General features: G+C 43.4%; 19 protein-coding genes. 6 read left to right on the plus strand and 13 right to left on the minus strand.

The window, feature by feature from the left end; translation table 11 throughout:
- The 5 genes from LC073_RS00590 to LC073_RS00610 all read left to right on the plus strand — a co-directional run bounded on the left by LC073_RS00590 (nt 1) and on the right by LC073_RS00610 (nt 4,172).
- Nucleotides 1-831 carry an SDR family oxidoreductase gene (locus LC073_RS00590; RefSeq protein ID WP_226642264.1) on the plus strand — a complete coding sequence of 277 codons (831 nt, stop codon included), beginning with the start codon at nt 1-3 and terminating at the stop codon, nt 829-831.
- Nucleotides 832-991: 160 nt separating this feature from the next.
- Nucleotides 992-1,660 carry a response regulator transcription factor gene (locus LC073_RS00595; RefSeq protein ID WP_226642265.1) on the plus strand — a complete coding sequence of 223 codons (669 nt, stop codon included), beginning with the start codon at nt 992-994 and terminating at the stop codon, nt 1,658-1,660.
- The gene (locus tag LC073_RS00600) at nt 1,657-3,000 is read left to right on the plus strand and encodes an ATP-binding protein (RefSeq protein ID WP_226642267.1); all 1,344 of its coding nucleotides are present in this window, start codon (nt 1,657-1,659) and stop codon (nt 2,998-3,000) included. The genes LC073_RS00595 and LC073_RS00600 overlap by 4 nt, the downstream gene beginning before the upstream one ends.
- Entirely contained in the window at nt 2,993-3,379 is a 387-nt protein-coding gene (locus LC073_RS00605; RefSeq protein WP_319004693.1) for a cupredoxin domain-containing protein, read from the plus strand. The genes LC073_RS00600 and LC073_RS00605 overlap by 8 nt, the downstream gene beginning before the upstream one ends.
- Before the next feature lie 10 nt (nt 3,380-3,389).
- Entirely contained in the window at nt 3,390-4,172 is a 783-nt protein-coding gene (locus LC073_RS00610; protein WP_226642269.1) for an FTR1 family protein, read from the plus strand.
- Between the two features lie 30 nt (nt 4,173-4,202).
- On the opposite strand, the gene LC073_RS00615 is transcribed toward LC073_RS00610, so the two are convergent.
- The 13 genes from LC073_RS00615 to LC073_RS00675 all read right to left on the minus strand — a co-directional run bounded on the left by LC073_RS00615 (nt 4,203) and on the right by LC073_RS00675 (nt 13,447).
- Complete coding sequence (locus tag LC073_RS00615; RefSeq protein ID WP_226642271.1) at nt 4,203-4,694, minus strand: hypothetical protein; 492 nt, start codon at nt 4,692-4,694, stop codon at nt 4,203-4,205.
- 134 nt (nt 4,695-4,828) lie between these two features.
- A complete protein-coding gene (locus tag LC073_RS00620; RefSeq protein WP_319004694.1) occupies nt 4,829-5,005 on the minus strand; it encodes a hypothetical protein in 177 nt (58 codons plus the stop codon).
- Nucleotides 5,006-5,059: 54 nt separating this feature from the next.
- Nucleotides 5,060-5,245, minus strand: coding sequence for a hypothetical protein (locus tag LC073_RS00625; RefSeq protein ID WP_226642273.1), 186 nt, complete (start codon nt 5,243-5,245; stop codon nt 5,060-5,062).
- Nucleotides 5,246-5,565: 320 nt separating this feature from the next.
- Entirely contained in the window at nt 5,566-5,952 is a 387-nt protein-coding gene (locus LC073_RS00630; protein ID WP_226642275.1) for a RidA family protein, read from the minus strand.
- Between the two features lie 56 nt (nt 5,953-6,008).
- Nucleotides 6,009-6,380: a hypothetical protein gene (locus tag LC073_RS00635; RefSeq protein WP_226642277.1), complete on the minus strand. Its 372-nt coding sequence runs from the start codon at nt 6,378-6,380 to the stop codon at nt 6,009-6,011.
- A gap of 73 nt (nt 6,381-6,453) precedes the next feature.
- A complete protein-coding gene (locus LC073_RS00640; protein WP_226642279.1) occupies nt 6,454-6,615 on the minus strand; it encodes a hypothetical protein in 162 nt (53 codons plus the stop codon).
- Between the two features lie 631 nt (nt 6,616-7,246).
- The gene (locus LC073_RS00645; RefSeq protein WP_226642281.1) at nt 7,247-7,765 is read right to left on the minus strand and encodes a DUF1697 domain-containing protein; all 519 of its coding nucleotides are present in this window, start codon (nt 7,763-7,765) and stop codon (nt 7,247-7,249) included.
- 442 nt (nt 7,766-8,207) lie between these two features.
- Nucleotides 8,208-8,444, minus strand: coding sequence for a GNAT family N-acetyltransferase (locus LC073_RS21875; protein ID WP_413231426.1), 237 nt, complete (start codon nt 8,442-8,444; stop codon nt 8,208-8,210).
- The gene (locus LC073_RS00655; RefSeq protein ID WP_226642283.1) at nt 8,432-8,602 is read right to left on the minus strand and encodes a hypothetical protein; all 171 of its coding nucleotides are present in this window, start codon (nt 8,600-8,602) and stop codon (nt 8,432-8,434) included. Before LC073_RS00655 ends, LC073_RS21875 begins: the two co-directional genes overlap by 13 nt.
- Before the next feature lie 1,112 nt (nt 8,603-9,714).
- The gene (locus LC073_RS00660; RefSeq protein ID WP_226642285.1) at nt 9,715-10,560 is read right to left on the minus strand and encodes an acyl-CoA thioester hydrolase/BAAT C-terminal domain-containing protein; all 846 of its coding nucleotides are present in this window, start codon (nt 10,558-10,560) and stop codon (nt 9,715-9,717) included.
- A gap of 521 nt (nt 10,561-11,081) precedes the next feature.
- A complete protein-coding gene (locus LC073_RS00665) occupies nt 11,082-11,513 on the minus strand; it encodes a hypothetical protein (protein ID WP_226642287.1) in 432 nt (143 codons plus the stop codon).
- Nucleotides 11,514-11,589: 76 nt separating this feature from the next.
- Nucleotides 11,590-12,405 (minus strand): S1 family peptidase, encoded by an 816-nt coding sequence (locus LC073_RS00670; protein WP_226642289.1) that lies wholly within the window; start codon nt 12,403-12,405, stop codon nt 11,590-11,592.
- 859 nt (nt 12,406-13,264) lie between these two features.
- Nucleotides 13,265-13,447 (minus strand): hypothetical protein, encoded by a 183-nt coding sequence (locus tag LC073_RS00675; protein ID WP_226642290.1) that lies wholly within the window; start codon nt 13,445-13,447, stop codon nt 13,265-13,267.
- 103 nt (nt 13,448-13,550) lie between these two features.
- Here LC073_RS00675 and LC073_RS00680 point away from each other — a divergent pair, with 103 nt between their 5' ends.
- Nucleotides 13,551-16,097, plus strand: coding sequence for an alpha amylase C-terminal domain-containing protein (locus LC073_RS00680; RefSeq protein WP_226642292.1), 2,547 nt, complete (start codon nt 13,551-13,553; stop codon nt 16,095-16,097).
- Nucleotides 16,098-16,168 lie beyond the last annotated feature (71 nt).

A 16,168-nucleotide genomic window follows, 5' to 3' on the forward strand; every position in this document is an offset into this window, starting at 1 on the left:
ATGTCGGCGCAAGCAATGCTTACGGTGCTAGTGACCGGTGCCAGTGGTGGCATCGGCAGCGCCATCAGTCGTGCCCTGGCCGAAAAGGGTCATCGGGTGCTGCTCCAGGGGCGTAACGCAGAGCGTCTGCAGCAATTGAAAGCGGCACTACCTCACAGTGACAGGCATCAAATACTGGTTGCCGATCTACTCAATGAGGCCGAGCGCCTTGAGCTGGTGCGCAGCTGTGAGCAGTTGCCAGGCGGATTGGATGCGCTGATCAATAACGCCGGTGTTTCCGCTTTTGCCCTGCTTGGTGAGACTAGCGATAAAGAGTTAGCCAGGCTGTTGCACACCAATTTATTGGCCCCGATGGCATTAACTCGCGATCTGCTTCCGCTATTAAAGCGCAGTCAGCGTGCCGCGATTATCAATATCAGTTCCGCCTTTGGTCATATCGGGCATCCGGGGTTTGGCGCTTATGGTGCCAGTAAAGCCGGCCTGCATGGCTTTACCGAGACCTTGCGGCGTGAACTTCTGGATACTGGAATACGCGTGCATTACCTGGCGCCAAGGGCGGTGGATACCAGTCTCAACAGCGAAGCCGTGAATGGTTTAAACCACGCTCTCGGCAACAAGTCCGATCCACCGGAAAAAATAGCCCAACAGTGTCTGCAGCTATTGCACAGCAAATATGGTCGTCGGCGCTTTGTTGGCTGGCCGGAGCGGTTCTTTATCAAGATCAACGCCCTCTTTCCCGCCCTGGTAGATAGTGCACTGGCAAAGAAATTGCCACTGGTGCGCCAATTCGCCGGAGCAACAGACCCGCTCCCCGAGCCCGGCAAATCATGACTTCTGAGCAATGGGAACGGGAACCCTCGTTACTTGTGAGCACCTAAACTCCACCGCCAGTGTTACAGGCACTATGCTCAGGCGGTGGAGGGATCGGTGCCGTCAGTGCCTTTGAAGCCTTGTTCGGTCCCGCAAACAGTTATGCAAAGGACCGAGATAGATGCGCATCCTATTAATTGAAGATAACCGCTCATTGGCCGAAGGTATGGTTACCGCACTGCAACGCGGGGGCTATGCAGTCGACCACGCTGCTGGAGGAGGTGAGGGCATATCCCTGGCTAAGGCCGCTCAGCCGGATGTCATTATTCTCGACCTAGGTCTGCCGGATCTCGACGGATTACAGGTTTTGAAAACGCTACGCGCTAGATCAATCCGCTCACCGGTGTTGATTCTTACAGCGCGTGATGATCTCCCTTCCAAGGTTAAGGGTTTGGATGCCGGTGCCGACGATTACCTGACCAAGCCTTTTGCAGTGGATGAATTACTAGCCCGATTGCGGGCACTGGAGAGACGTACTGGAGCGGGACTAAGCGCGGAAATCCAGATTGGCGATGTGACTATAAATCTGTCCAGCTATACGGTATTACAGGCGGGTCGCGAAATAAAACTCTCGCGACGAGAATTCAGTCTGTTGCGCGCTCTGGCGGAGCGCCCAGGTCATATCCTCAGCCGCGAACAGCTGGAGGATAAACTTTACAGTTGGGGCGAAGAGGTATCGAGCAATACCGTAGACGTGCATATTCATAATTTGCGCAAAAAAATCTATCCAGAATTTATTCAAACAATACGCGGCGTCGGCTATAAGCTGGAACCGGCTGGCAGCGCATGAAATCCATCCGAATTTTTCTACTGATTACCTTGTTATCGATCATCATGCTGGTGAATTTTGTATCGGCCCTGCATGGATATCGCGATACAGTGGCGGAGGCTCAACGGCTGTTCGACCGCCAATTGGGGGCCTCGGCCAGACTATTGGCAGATATGCCGGTTGCATCCGGGGCCGAGCGGGTGGTGGCTCAGCCCGAGGCCATGGTCATGCAGGTGTGGTCGGAAGATAAAAAATTACTGGTGCGCTCCGCCGATGCTCCGGTAAAGCCACTGAGTGAATTTGCCGTTGGTTTTAAGGAAATTAATTTCTCTGGATATCGCTGGCGAAGTCTTACCGAATATTTTCCCGACAACGGCCACTGGATTATTGTTGCCGAAAGATCTGACCTGCGTTACCAATTAGCAGATAAGTTGGCTATTGCTGCGGTACTGCCGATATTACTGGGTCTACCGGTTGCCGGGTTGTTGATTTGGTTTGTGGTGGGGCGCGGCCTCTCCAGCCTGCGCAAACTCGCTGAAGCACTGCACAGCAAACGCGCCGAAGACCTGACACCACTGCCAGAATGCAGCCCACCAGAGGAACTGTTACCGGTGGTGCAATCCATTAATGCACTGCTCACCCGCTTGCAGGCCTCCTTTGAACGCGAGCGACGTTTTTCCGCTGACGCCGCCCATGAGCTTCGTACGCCCATCGCCGCCATACAGGTACATGCCCACAATTTGGAGAGTGAATTTAAGGGTACCGGGCAAAAATTAATACCCGCAAGTCTGGTTAAACTTGAAGACAGTGTTCATCGTATGGCGCATTTGGTGGAACAAATGCTGGATTTATTTCGTACCACACCCGAGCACTATCCAGCGCGCTTTGAAATGCTCAATCTTCACGCCCTGGCTCGCGAGGTATTGGCTGAAGAATACCCGATCTTTGCCCAGAGAAAACAACAGGTGGAACTTTTGGGGGGTAGGGTATTTATACGTGGCGATCGTTTCGCCTTGACGATCCTTCTCAAAAACCTCCTGCACAATGCCGCAAAATATACTCCAGTAGCGGGCAGGATTAAAGTGAGTACTACACTGGTAAAAGAAGATATTTTATTGAGGGTTGAGGATTCAGGGCCAGGTATTCCAGAGGAAGAATACACTCGGATCTTTGAACGTTTCTACCGTATTGGTGGTGATCGACATCAAAGCACAGTACCTGGCTGTGGCTTGGGACTTTCTATTGTGCAACATATTGCCCGCTTGCATGGAGCCATAATCGAACTCGGTCAGTCCAGTTTCGGACATGGGCTCTCAGTAACAATACGCTTTACAAAAGTAAAGGAAGATGAGCGTGATTAACCTGCTAAAAGCTGGAAAAGGAATACTGAGCAGTGGCAGGATAACCGGTTGCCTATGGTTGTTGATTATTTTATTGGGTTTCCCTCTTTTGAATACCTGTACTTCAGATACTGACAAACCCACAGTGAAACTGGAAATTCGTAATCATTTGTTTAACCCTTCCGAAGTGGCTATACCTGCCGATACGGAGGTTAAACTGGTAATCTATAACCGTGATTCCTCCCCGGAAGAGTTTGAGAGTTACTTGTTGAACCGGAAGAAAGTGATTATGGGCAACAGCAAAGCCGTGATTTTCATCGGCCCTTTGCCTGCAGGAGAATATCCTTTTTTTGGCGAGTTCCACCCAAAAACTGCTCAGGGAAAAATCATCGCACAATAGCGGAAGGCTTATGTTATTGACTTCTGTAATGGTGGTTCTGCGTGAAGTGTTGGAAGTGGCCTTGTTGCTAAGCGTTCTATTGGCCGCTACACGTTTATTAGAACTGCGCGCCCGTTGGTTTTATATCGCTCTGTTGCTTGGCGGGTGTTTTGCAGTTATTTACGGTGAGAACCTCGCAAAAATTTCTCAGGCTTTTGGTGGTGTCGGCCAGGAGCTGGTGAATGCGGGCATATCCATTTTTATCTATATTTTATTAATAGTTGTTGCAGTATTATTGCTAGTAAACTGGCATAAAAAGCACTATAAATTATTAACGATGCAATTTGTCATGTTACTGGCCGTCACGATGGCCATTATGCGTGAAGGATCGGAAATTTATGTTTACCTAACTTCCTTTTGGCTGCATCCACCACTGTTGCCCTCTGTAATGATCGGAGCATTGTTAGGTGCCGGCATAGGATACAGCCTGAGTGCGTTGTTTTATTACCTTTTGTGTGGTTTATCCCAAAGATATACACTGGGAATTTCTTGCATATTTCTTACCATTCTAGCTGCGGGCATGAGCCTGCAAGCCTCGCAATTACTGATTCAGGCAGATTTACTGCCCGCGCAAGAGCCCCTATGGGATAGTTCCAGACTACTGGAGGAAAACTCAATTGCTGGGCAGCTGTTCTATGCCATATCTGGCTACGAAGCCACTCCAACCCCTTTGGAAGTTGTGGTTTATGTAGGTAGTATTGTCATTATGTTAGGTATAATTGCGGGTGTTTATTATAGGATTTCCAGAGATTAGCTATTATTGGATAAATTATTCCGTTTAGTTTTATCTGCGCCTTCTCTTTTTGGGAGAGTTCTTGTAAATATAGTCTTTCATTCTCATAGCCGAATCATCCATACTTTCAAATAGCACATATTCGCGTAATCCTGCTTTTAGACAGAGTGTATTGAATTTAGCCTGAGGGGCATGCCTGGTATTCATGATGTAGTTTGAAATATAAAGGTCCTTTACTCCCCACTTTAGTCTACAAATGGGTTTCCATTTCCATGGAATTAAGCCTTTCATGAATACAACCTCTCGATTTAAATCAATTTTGGTCTGCACAGGAAAAAAATGACCTCTAAGATTGGAAAACATGAAAATCAGCATAGGAGATACACAGAAAATAACCCACTCAGGACCGAGGTCTAAAGTAGTATTAACTATATATAAAGTGATCAAGCCTAATCCGAATAAAACAATAAATATAATTAAAAAAGAATTTCTCTTAATGGTTACTGTACCATCGGCTATGATACACTTTTTGGATAAACTCATGATATTCTAACTTCCGGGGCCTTCAATATTAAGCCTTTTAAACCCTTTATATAATTTCATGTGAGCAACAGTCGAATAGTTATCCACAATGTACTGCTCAAGCATAATGCAATTCCATAATTGCTTCATCTAACTCATTGTTGAACAACGACTTCAAATCCAAAATGCTCGAAAAAAGATTTCATGATACCATGTCCTTCGACATAAAAAATGGATATAGAGTTAAAGCCTTCAAGGTGCTTAATCTCAGCTAAAACATGTTTCACTGCTTCTGAGCCGTAACCTTGATCTTGCAAACTGACATTGATCAATAATTGATTTATAAAGATTTCGTTTGGTTTGTCATCATCGTCGTAATTTGGGCTTTATTGGATAAAGCCAATTGGCCTGCCTCCAAGATAAACACCACGGTTGATGTAATGGTCATAAAACTTGGACGCGGCAATAGCTTCTGATGGAAGAGAAACATAGTTTTCTTGTTCTTTAGTGATATCAAGGTCAATCATATCGACCCAGTTATCTTTTGTTAATTCGCGTAGGTTAATTTTCAATGATTAAATCCTTTTTATGTTCAAAGTGATGGTTAAAATTACGCTGTGGTGATGGTGCGTAGAGTCCATTCATGTATTTTCTGATGAAATAGATACTTGAATTTAATATATTCAGGAAGATAGATACACTCAATCCTAAAATAATCCAGCCAGTATTAGAAGTTTTTCACTATCAGAAGCTTAGATAGCTTCTATAGAGCTGTATGACTCACTTGTTGGATAATTAATTATCCTATTACTGTGTAAAATGCTTTGCTCAGAGATAAGGTTTTTATTCTTCTATAAAATCCATGCTAATTGAAGCAAGCTGTAGTAATTTATTATGAGTTCGATGTAATGGCGTCCATCTCAGTTTCTACCAACCAATCTGGATCGATAAAACCATTTACTTCTACAAAAGTACAAGCTGGTCGTTGTTGTGAGAAAATTTCTCCATGAGCTTGAGCGGTTTTTTTCCATTGCGAAATGTCAGTAAGCATGATACGTGTACGAATGACATCCTCAATGCCGCCGCCAGCTTTTTCTATAGCTCGCAACGAAAGATTAAGGCAATACCTGGTTTGATTGTACAAATCCCCAATGAATACTGTTTTGCCATTATCAATGGGAGCTGTTCCAGATACTGCTATATGGTTTTCAATCCGGCACGCCCGAGAAAATCCTATAGGACCCTCTAAATGAGAGCCTGAGCTAACGAGTTTGCGCATATTTGGTGATCTCCATAGGTTTTATAATCACAGCCACATTGTTGACGCATGTGTGGTTATGTGGAATTCTTTTTACTGCTTTTACGTTCTTTAAATTCATCGGGCAATTCTCCATAAATTTTGGCCTTCTTTATTGAATCTTCTGCTTTGTGCTTCTTTCCTTCTTGCAAATACCTCTTAGCTTTACCAATATGGTATTCAAATCGACGTTTCCGTATCTTTTCGCCCTCATCGGCAAAGCTTTTTTCGGCAACCCAAAAACCAATAAAAGTAAACGGAACTCCAAGCCACAAAAATAAGATATTTTTTAACAAGATCGATATAAGGAATGCTAAGGAGAAGCCAACGATCACAGAGAGAGAAGCACCTATACAGCCGATGCCCCCACTACCTGAAGGATGTTTATATCCATATCTTTTGTACCACATATTTTTAATTGTCCTGACGTCATGTAGGCCAGATCTTCGCAGACTTAGATTGTCCAGTTTTAGATTCTGTAAATCACTTTAACAAGGCTAAAATAACCAAAACAACAAATGATAAGATTACCAGGAGAATGGCAAGTAAAGTAATTTGAATAGGAGAAATAGTTGTGAGGGTGATGGCGCAGATCCAAGCTATACCGATAACTAGAACTGATGCTAAAAATGCCTTCTTGTTCATTTGAAAATTTCCTTATTTTCTTCTTTTATAAACTATATAGATAAATCTGTAAAATGCTAAAAAATAATGCTCGGCACCATTGTATTGGTTCAGTAGTGTATGTAAATTCAGAGTAATCTTTGTCAGACATTGGCTAACCAGTAACAGCAAATTGTTAAGGTGTGACTCTGATATGCCAACGGTATATATCCTTTACGTTAGCTTTTATATGGTTTCATTAGTTTTGATCTTATTACTACATTCAAAGTTGAATAGTACAACATTCTTTTCGTTTGTAGCTGCTTTCCCTGTATTAGTGCCAAGTTTTAGAGTAGCGTTTTCGAGTTAAAAGATGTCAATACTAGTATTTTTACCTTGTAGTTAAGCCAAGCATGAATTCCTTTAGCCATATGCCCGTAAACGGGGCCAGTGTAGAGTGATGTGCTTCTCCCGTAAGTAAATTTACGAAGCTGGTGCCATCTGGTTAATCGGATATTACCTTAAGAAGCATCATCCATGTATATTCCTGAAATTATTTTGCAATTTATATCGGCGTAATGATTGAGTCGATTTTTGTACACTCCCTCTTCAATCTAGCGAAAGCAAATGGGCAGCCTAGGTGCTATTATGTCCATATTTCTACCGCTCATTTTTATAAGTTTTCTGCCATTCCTTGTAGTTTCAATACGGTATTTAGGTTTCTACCTGTTGCAGGGACGCCGAGGCATAACTCAAGGTTTGAGACAAGCTTAGAACGTCCTATACCATTTGGTGCATGGAGATAAAATACACTTCCGTGCAGTTTATAGTTTTCGGTATCGGCTGCAAAAAAATCTAACTTTTTCTTGTCCAGAATAGGTTTCCTTTTGCAGAAGTAGAGATGAACTGTTTTACCTTCATATAAGGTAAATGGATTAAAGCTTAGCGCGTCTTCGAATTCTGACTTTTCCAGCACTAGTAGCTCAGGACTAAAACCAAATTTTTTCTCAACTTTCAAAGTAATATCCTTGAATGATTTAGCTTTGCTTCTGAAAACTACGTTTCCACTTTGAATATAGGTGTTAACACTTTCATAGCCTTCACCTTCCAATAGTGATTTCAGCTCCTTCATTGGTATTATGTTTTTGCCGCCAACATTGATTCCGCGGAATAGTAAAATGTAGGTCTTCATTGTAGCCCTTGACTATATGTTACACCCACCATATAGGTAGGAAATTTTTTAATAGTTCAGCACACATAGTTAATGATTATACCGGTGGTTGTTATGGCTTCCAACCGAAGCATCCTTTAACTTTAAGCCAATTGTAACTTGGCTCACTTAATCCTCCAAAATTTGAAATACAATAACCTTAATTTTAACTTAAAGGGGTTTCTTGATGCTCTGTAGAACAATTGAAAGAGAAATTCAGAATTTTTTACGGGTGAAATTAGCCCATGGGAAATTATCTCAGCTTGATCGTCACCTTCAATGACTTTAAATACATAGCCGGTAGAGCGTTGAAGATCCATGACCATTATTATTTATATCACATTAAGTAGAGCTGAGATTTACCGCGCTCTGCTGGCTTTACCTTTTATTTAAAAACCTGTTATAAATTAATTGAAAAATATTACTACTCAAATAACAAGACTTTATTAAGGTAAAATTTATGTGCTGCTTCTCGTGTAGCGCCTGATGCGAGCCGAACCTGAGTACACTCATTTTCTGTGGCATAGTTAATAATCCAATCAAATAGTATGCTGCCAAAACCTTCAGATCTACTTTCATTAGAGGTAACCAGATCTTCAATTTCCAGATATTTTCCAGTTTTTAGCCATTCAGCAATTCTTATTCCTGCTACAGATTGAATTTAACTTCACGTAAATACACCAATTTAAAATCATAACGATTTCTGAGGGAGTTGATTGTATCAAGAAATGTATCTTTCTTTAAATGAGGTCTCAGCTGAGATAATGCCTCAAAAAACTCCATAATATCTGAAGTTGAATTTGCAATTCTTACTTCCATAATTGCTCCATTTATGGCGCTGGCCTTATTCAGAAAAAATAGACACTATAATTATTCATATATTGGCTCATATTCTGCTGGTATTATGTAATCCAGTGTGTAGTACCTGCTTAATCTGTTTTAGGAGAATCTAGAGGTATTCAAATACTTAAGAATTCGCTGGATTGATACTTTGAAAAATTATCGCATATACCAGCTCAAATTTCCGATGCCTGAAAAACGGTTCCATTACGACATTATCCAGCAATTAGCCTGGAGATTCATGCTGGAGCGACAATCGTTCACCAATAGAAGGCCCTGAAATCCCTGGGCCCGATACTGTATACCCTGATTCAAATGTACGATCAGCCCCGGTAAAGTACCTCTTTACTGCAGAGTCATATTTAATGTGCTCTGCGTAAGGTACTCCGTTATCTGGATAATCAACGACCAGCCAACGGCGAATTCAGGTCAAACACTACCTCAAGATACAGCCATCGACCCCTTACCCAATCGATCCCTTACCCAGATGTAGGTAATGTCTTTGGTCCAGTAATAGTCAGACTGAGCAACTTACAAGCACCTCTTCTGCAGGGTTAACGCGACAGTCTCCTTTACTTAGCCAAGGGAAATAATTTGAAGTTGATACTTCAGAACATCGACACATCCAGCTGATAGGGAACCCCCCTTTATGCTCAAATATCAGTATGTACATTACTCTTGGTGGTTCGAAAAATACGTCGCTGCCTATTTTAGAAATTCGACCTCTTGGCGGACCACATACAACTCTTTCTTGAGGCAGCGCATTTCTGTACTCTCCTTCCTCGAGAAATCGACATAAACTATTGGACGGCTTCCCTGAGAGTCGGTTGAACTGACGCCGCCAGTTATAGATCTTTAGGATGCTGATACCCAGCTCACAAACGACGGAGACTGTTGTAGTCTCCGGTTTCTAAGCCCTTTTACCATCTCTCTACGAAACTCTTCCGTATACATCTGAGTTCTTTTTTACTGATGGTAACACCTCAGTGTTAGGCCGAAACCTAACAATAAAAGGTATCTACTAAATGTGTGTAGGTCATACACATTAAGCTCAAAGCAGCAGTGGGGCACGCGTCTACTGTCTATGCTCATTAGCCACCTTTAAGCTTACTGATAAACGTATGATTCATGGCCGTATCCTTGTCTAAAAATTTATAATCTAGCAAGTGTCCCAAACCTTCGTAATAAATATGCTCACATTGATTCTCTCGTTTTGCATTCATTTTCTCACAAATATCATTTGCCATCTGAGGCGCCGGCCAAATTTCATCATTTTCGCCTGTCATCAGCACCACCATTGCACTTATATCATTGACGGAAATATCTGCTTTATTGCCATCAACTCGATTCGCCAATGACTGAGCATACAGGTCCCGCAAACCGTTTACCTGCCCAGATGGTTTAAATGGGACGTGAGTTAACTCTTGCCCTTTTTCCGTCCAGCTTGATGCAGGTACTTTTGTCCAATCTTTTAAAATGCCTGCCCAAACTACTGAGCTTGGTGCTATTGCCACTACCTTTGAAATCTGTTCATCTTTTGATGCTAAAAGTAGTGCCAGTTCGGCGCCCTTAGACCAGCCAACAATTATTAACTCATCTGGCTTTACATTGTTCTGACTCTTTAACCAAGACTTAGCGTGAGAAAAATATTCAAGCGGGACATTCTCTAGCTCTTGAGGTAATCCATCGGCATTAAAATAGGCTAAAGCTAACGTTGGATATCCTGCGTCGACAACAGGCTCTGCGAGCTTTTCAGGTAGCCCGCCTTCTGACCCGCCCAGGACCAACACAGCAACCTGCTGCTCAGTTGATGAAGATGGATAATATTTTCCGACAAAATCGTTGTTCTCTAAATTGAAATCAACGGTAGAGGCATTTAAGCTTTGGCCCATAAAAAATGAATAAACCAATGTGGCTTTCATGATCTTCTTTAGCATGCTTTTTATTTATCCTATGTGGCTAAAATTTTGTTGATTACTGAAGTCTTGCCTCTGTGTTAGGCCGAAACTTTACTATACAAGGTGTCTGCTAAACGTGGGTAAGTCTTATATCTAAGTACTACTAGAGCCCTTAACATTCTGCTTGAGATTGTTAGGCGGGACTCTTTGTAAATATCCGTTTACTTTTTTTAACGAGACGTACCACAAATGGGTGCCTTTCAGTTGCTCACTCATGGCAGAGATCAGATAGACTGAGTTAACTCATCTTCCGTAATTTCTGTCGGAACAAATATTCCGGTGTCTAGGCGCTTGCCTTTAGAACCCTGATAGAAGGTTTTCCAGCGATTTTGGCTTCTTTCAACTAAAAATTCTCTATCGAAAATGTTATATTTAAATCTTTCCATGACTTTGACTACTGCCCGTATCACCGGAGGCATTGTGGTAGATCAAATTGTGGCAAAGTGCGCCTAGAGTACCATAATTGTTGACACTTAGATGTTTTTCTATACATGCGATTGTTAGATTTTTCCAAAGTTGAACCAGCTTATTTTGGTAGCTGACAATGCTTTGCAAGATGAAATCCTTGCAGATACATATTTAATATTAGGTACATTTTCACTAGTGCTCAGTATGGACCAAATATCTGTAGCACTATTTCTCCCAAGGGCCGAATTGGAATTGGTGAAATTATACTCGCTACCATTTTCACCAATAAGAATAAGTTTTATACAGCCCTCTGGGAAACTTGAGCGCAGATACTGATTTTGTTTCAGGTAATCTAATCCTTCATTAGAATATTGGCTAATATCAACGTGAAATGTAGCCCACTTGTTATAAGCGGTAATTGGTTTGTCAAAAGAGATTGAGACCGGCTGATCGGATATGTAAATTGGTTCAGGGGTAACAACCGTACTACCACCAAACATAAATATCATAATCCATTCAAGCATTCAGATACCCCAAAAAATTTACGTTTGAATTCACCGGCCTGTGTGGCTTGTCGTGTTGGTCCGGTGAAATGTTGTGTTATCTATCTGCTTTCGATCGCTCAGAGATCATATTTCCAATCCATTCTTTGTAATGACTCAGACGGACATTACAGCTGATTTGCCCATACTGCCCCGGGGGAGTCCTGGTAGTGCCTTGTGGAGCTGTCCATGAAGTCAATCCAGCCAACAGCCAATCGTCATCAGTTTGGATAATAATTGGGCCGCCGCTATCACCATTCCCCTCACTGCCCTCAAGGGCTAGTGCTTCCGGTGGTGCATCAAACACATAGCAGAACCAGCGGCCATGAGCGCTTGTGACTTTATTTTCCGCACGACGAAGTTCAGTACGGTGCGAGTCATGAAAGTCGTACCCAGTGACGCCGGTACCTGTAGCGCCTTTTCCTATGATCTTGACGCTCTGACCGAACTCATTATCTCCTTTGTAGATGGCGACAGGAGAGACATCAGTAACGGGTTGTGCCAATTTGAGAAGTGCAATGTCATCTGAGGAGGAGAGCAGCACCGCAAAGAGCGTCCACTCCCAAGTGGCCAGTGCATGATCAAGTAGTTCCTCTGACGGCTTTTTGTATCCGGAGTGTATTATCAGGCGCTCTATATTCCTGGATTTGCCATTGAGGACTATCTGTTCAGGGCGCCATGTGACCGCATGTGCAGCAGTTATTATCCATTGCGGAGCAATAAGTATTCCGTGTCCCTCACCAGGTATGTCAGCAAGAGCAGGATATTCAGACCCTGGCACTCTATATTTTGAATCGTCAACGTCATCTCGAATGACGATCGCGTAGACGCTGGAGGATACAAAAAACAGTACAAGCAACATAAATCGAATCATATAGGATACCTTTGTAAATGTCCTCAAGGGGGCTAACATTTATATAGTGATCATCATGACCACTCTTATTCTGATTATTATTCTGGAAGTAGTTTAACCTTAGCTACCAAAAAATAAATTAAATTATCTGCTTTTATGAATTTGGCACTGATTTAACATTTGCGATGCGGATACCGTGACCACTATCTCAATAATTCCTTACCATTCCAATAGGTTGATTTGAAAAAAATCTTTTTTTTCTGATTTTTCTGGATCAGAAATAATGATCATAGCGAGAGAAGTCTCTAGGTCAATATGATCCCACGGATGATACATACCTAATTGCTTTCGGTTGAATCAAAATAGTTAGCTTTAAGCAGAATAGGGTCGTATGGTAAATAGAAAGAAAATAAATTTTAGTGTCAGTCCGTGATTAGCAACGTGAAATCTTATAGTGATTGATGCGCTAGAAATTAATATGGGAGTAATAATTTAATTACGCCAGATACCATGGACTGATCTTTAGTAAGATAAAATGATATTGGTCTATGTCAAATAGGGCTATCTTTAAATAGCTACTAATCCTTAAGGCTCATTGACTCATCTTAATCTGATAGCTGCCAATAAAATTTAATCCTGTTGTTTTTTTGAACACCCCAATGCTTCTCATGTCACTAAGTTCAAATCTCTGCAGATAAAACTACTACGCCCCCCTTAAGGGGGATGTGTGCGTTAGTACCACTTCTTTACTCTGCAATAGGTCACACCCCAGAGAGGGTGGGCACTTAGGTCAGAGTCGCTAGGTTAGAAGCACACTTTGAGTTAGGTATAACAACAATAACTAGGTTTATTTATTTCTTTACCTGTCATTCCCTGGCGGTCATTTGCTCTCACGGAATCCAGCTTTCTCCTGAATGTATTTGGCTGCTGAGCCTTGCCTTGAATGTCTGGTAATTTGAATGTCATATTGATTGTTGTGTCCTTGGATTCTTTTACCTTTGTTAGAAGAACCTTTCTCAGCTTCAGAGTTTGCTGTTTCTAAATCGGTGACTTCGGTCTTCAAATTCAGGAGATCTAATCCCCTTGGCTCACTGTTTGTGTGATTGAGGGCTCGGATACCTGGCTTTTAAAAATAACAGCGAAAAGATGACTAAGAGAAAGCAAAAATGAACAATCCATTTTTCCTAAAAAGGCTGCTGGCCAGTACAGGCCTTGTGCTTGGTACACTATCTAGTGCCCACGCTAATGCCGGTACCGCTTTTGTACATTTATTCGAGTGGAGCTGGAATGATATCGCCAGTGAGTGTGAGAACTTTCTCGGGCCCAAGGGTTTTGATGCGGTGCAAATTTCTCCGCCCAATGAGCATATCAGTCTGTCCACCTGGTGGGCGCGCTATCAGCCAGTGACTTATACCAACTTAACCAGTCGCAGCGGTACTGAGCAGGAACTGCAAAGCATGATCAACCGTTGTCATGCAGCAGGTGTGAAAGTCTACGCCGATGCGGTAATTAACCATACGGCGGCCTGGAATGGCGGTGGCACCGGTTGGGGAGGCACTCGGTGGACCTTGCTGGACCATCCGGAGTTTTCTGATAACAACTATCACTCCGATTGCACCATTAATAACTACAATGATGCTAATCATGTGTGGAGTTGTCGGTTGAGTGGTTTGCCAGATTTGGATACCGGCTCCAGTTATGTGCAGGGAAAACTCGCTGGTTACCTGAGTAAATTAAAAGGCATGGGAGTCGATGGCTTCCGAATTGATGCCGTCAAGCATATGTCCCCCGGCGATTTACAGGCAATTGTGAGTCAAGCTGGCAACCCCTGGGTCTTTTCCGAAGTTATTGGTGCTGCCGGCGAGGCCTCAGAGATCCAGCCTTACAATTACACTTTTCTTGGCCGGGTTACTGAATTTAAGTATGGCACAGATGTAGCCAGCAATTTCAACGGTCAGATTAAAAATCTTGCCACTATTGGTGAAAGCTGGGGACTGCTCTCCTCTAGTGATGCCGTGCATTTTATTGATAACCACGATCGAGAACGAGGCCATGGTGGCGGTGGGAATCTTACTTATCACGATGACTATAAGTACAACCTAGCCAATGTCTTTATGTTGGCCCACCCCTATGGCTATCCCAAGGTAATGTCTGGTTATGACTTTACCGATACCGATATTGGTCCGCCCAGCACTGGCCCGAATGACTGTCAAAATGGTGCCTGGGTTTGCCAGCACCGCTGGGGCAATATCGCCAACATGGTGGGTTTCCGTAACTATACCAACGGCACCGCCATGAACAATTGGTGGGACAATGACAACAACCAGATTGCCTTTGGCCGTGGCAACAAAGGTTTTGTGGTGATCAATAATGAGGGAGGCTCCCTGAACCAGACGCTCTACACAGGCATGCCCGAGGGGGATTATTGCAATGTGTTAGCGGGCGATAACGAGTGCAGTGGCGATGTGATTACTGTAGATAGTAACGGCTATGCCACCTTTAATGTAGCTGCCAACTCTGCCGCGGCAATTCATGGTGGGCAATTGGCGACGCCTTGTGACGATTGCGCTGAACCTGGTTTCCCCAGCCTTTACTTCCGCGGTACTGCCAACAACTGGGGCAGTACTGCGTTCGAACTAGTGGGCGATAATACCTGGCAGTTAGTGGTGAACTTTGATGGCCAGGCGGACCAGCGCTTTAAACTGGATATTTATGGTGATTGGACCGAGAATTACGGGGATGATGGTGCCGATGGTACTTTGGATAAGACCGGTGCAGATATTTATACCTCTGTGAGTGGTAATTACCGAATCGAAGTCAACGACCAGAGCTTGAGCTATAGCCTCACTGAAGTTTCCTCCCAGCAGGCACCGGTAGCGGTTGTTACTCCCTCAGCGGTTACCGTTGCAATCAATGAAAGTATCACCTTGGATGCCAGCGCTTCTAACGATCCCGATGGCAGTGTGGTGTCTTATAGCTGGAGTCGTGGTGGCAGCAACGCCAGTACTACCCTGAGTTTTGGCAACGCTGGAACCTATACAGAAACCGTGACGGTAACGGATAACGATGGCCTAACTGACAGCGCCACTGCGGCCATCACTGTGACTGATCACAACGGAGGTTATGCACAGAACTTCACGGCACTGCATTTTCGGGGAACGCCCAATAGCTGGGGCACTCAGGCCATGACTCTGGTAGCGGATAATAACTGGCGTACTACGGTTGTATTTGATGGGAGTAGCAACCAGCGTTTCAAGTTTGATGTAAGCACTAACTGGGATGAAAATTACGGGGACAACCATGCCGATGGTTCTCTTGAACAAGGTGGCAATGATATTCATACCAATGTGGCTGGTACTTATCTTGTTGAAGTGAATGATAAAACACTCAGTTACTCCCTGACCTGTGTGGATTGTGGTAGTCACGCTTCTAATTTTGCCTCCCTATATTTCCGTGGAACGCCAAATAACTGGGGAGCAGAGGCTATGCAGTTAGTGGCGGACAACCTTTGGGAAATTTCGGTTAACTTCAATGGTCAATACCAGCAGCGTTTTAAGTTTGATGTAACTGGCGATTGGAGTGAAAACTATGGTGATAGTGACTCTAATGGAACTCTGGAGCAGGGCGGATCTGATATCTATACCTCTGCTACAGGGAACTTTAAGGTGCAGATGAATGATCAGACCTTGATTTATAGTCTAATAGCCCAGTAAATAGAGTCTAGTATTGATACAGAAACCCGGCTTAAAGCCGGGTTTCTGTATTCGGGGACTGTATTTAATAC

This window comes from Microbulbifer variabilis (assembly GCF_020524905.1).
In the GTDB taxonomy this organism is placed as follows: domain Bacteria; phylum Pseudomonadota; class Gammaproteobacteria; order Pseudomonadales; family Cellvibrionaceae; genus Microbulbifer; species Microbulbifer variabilis_A.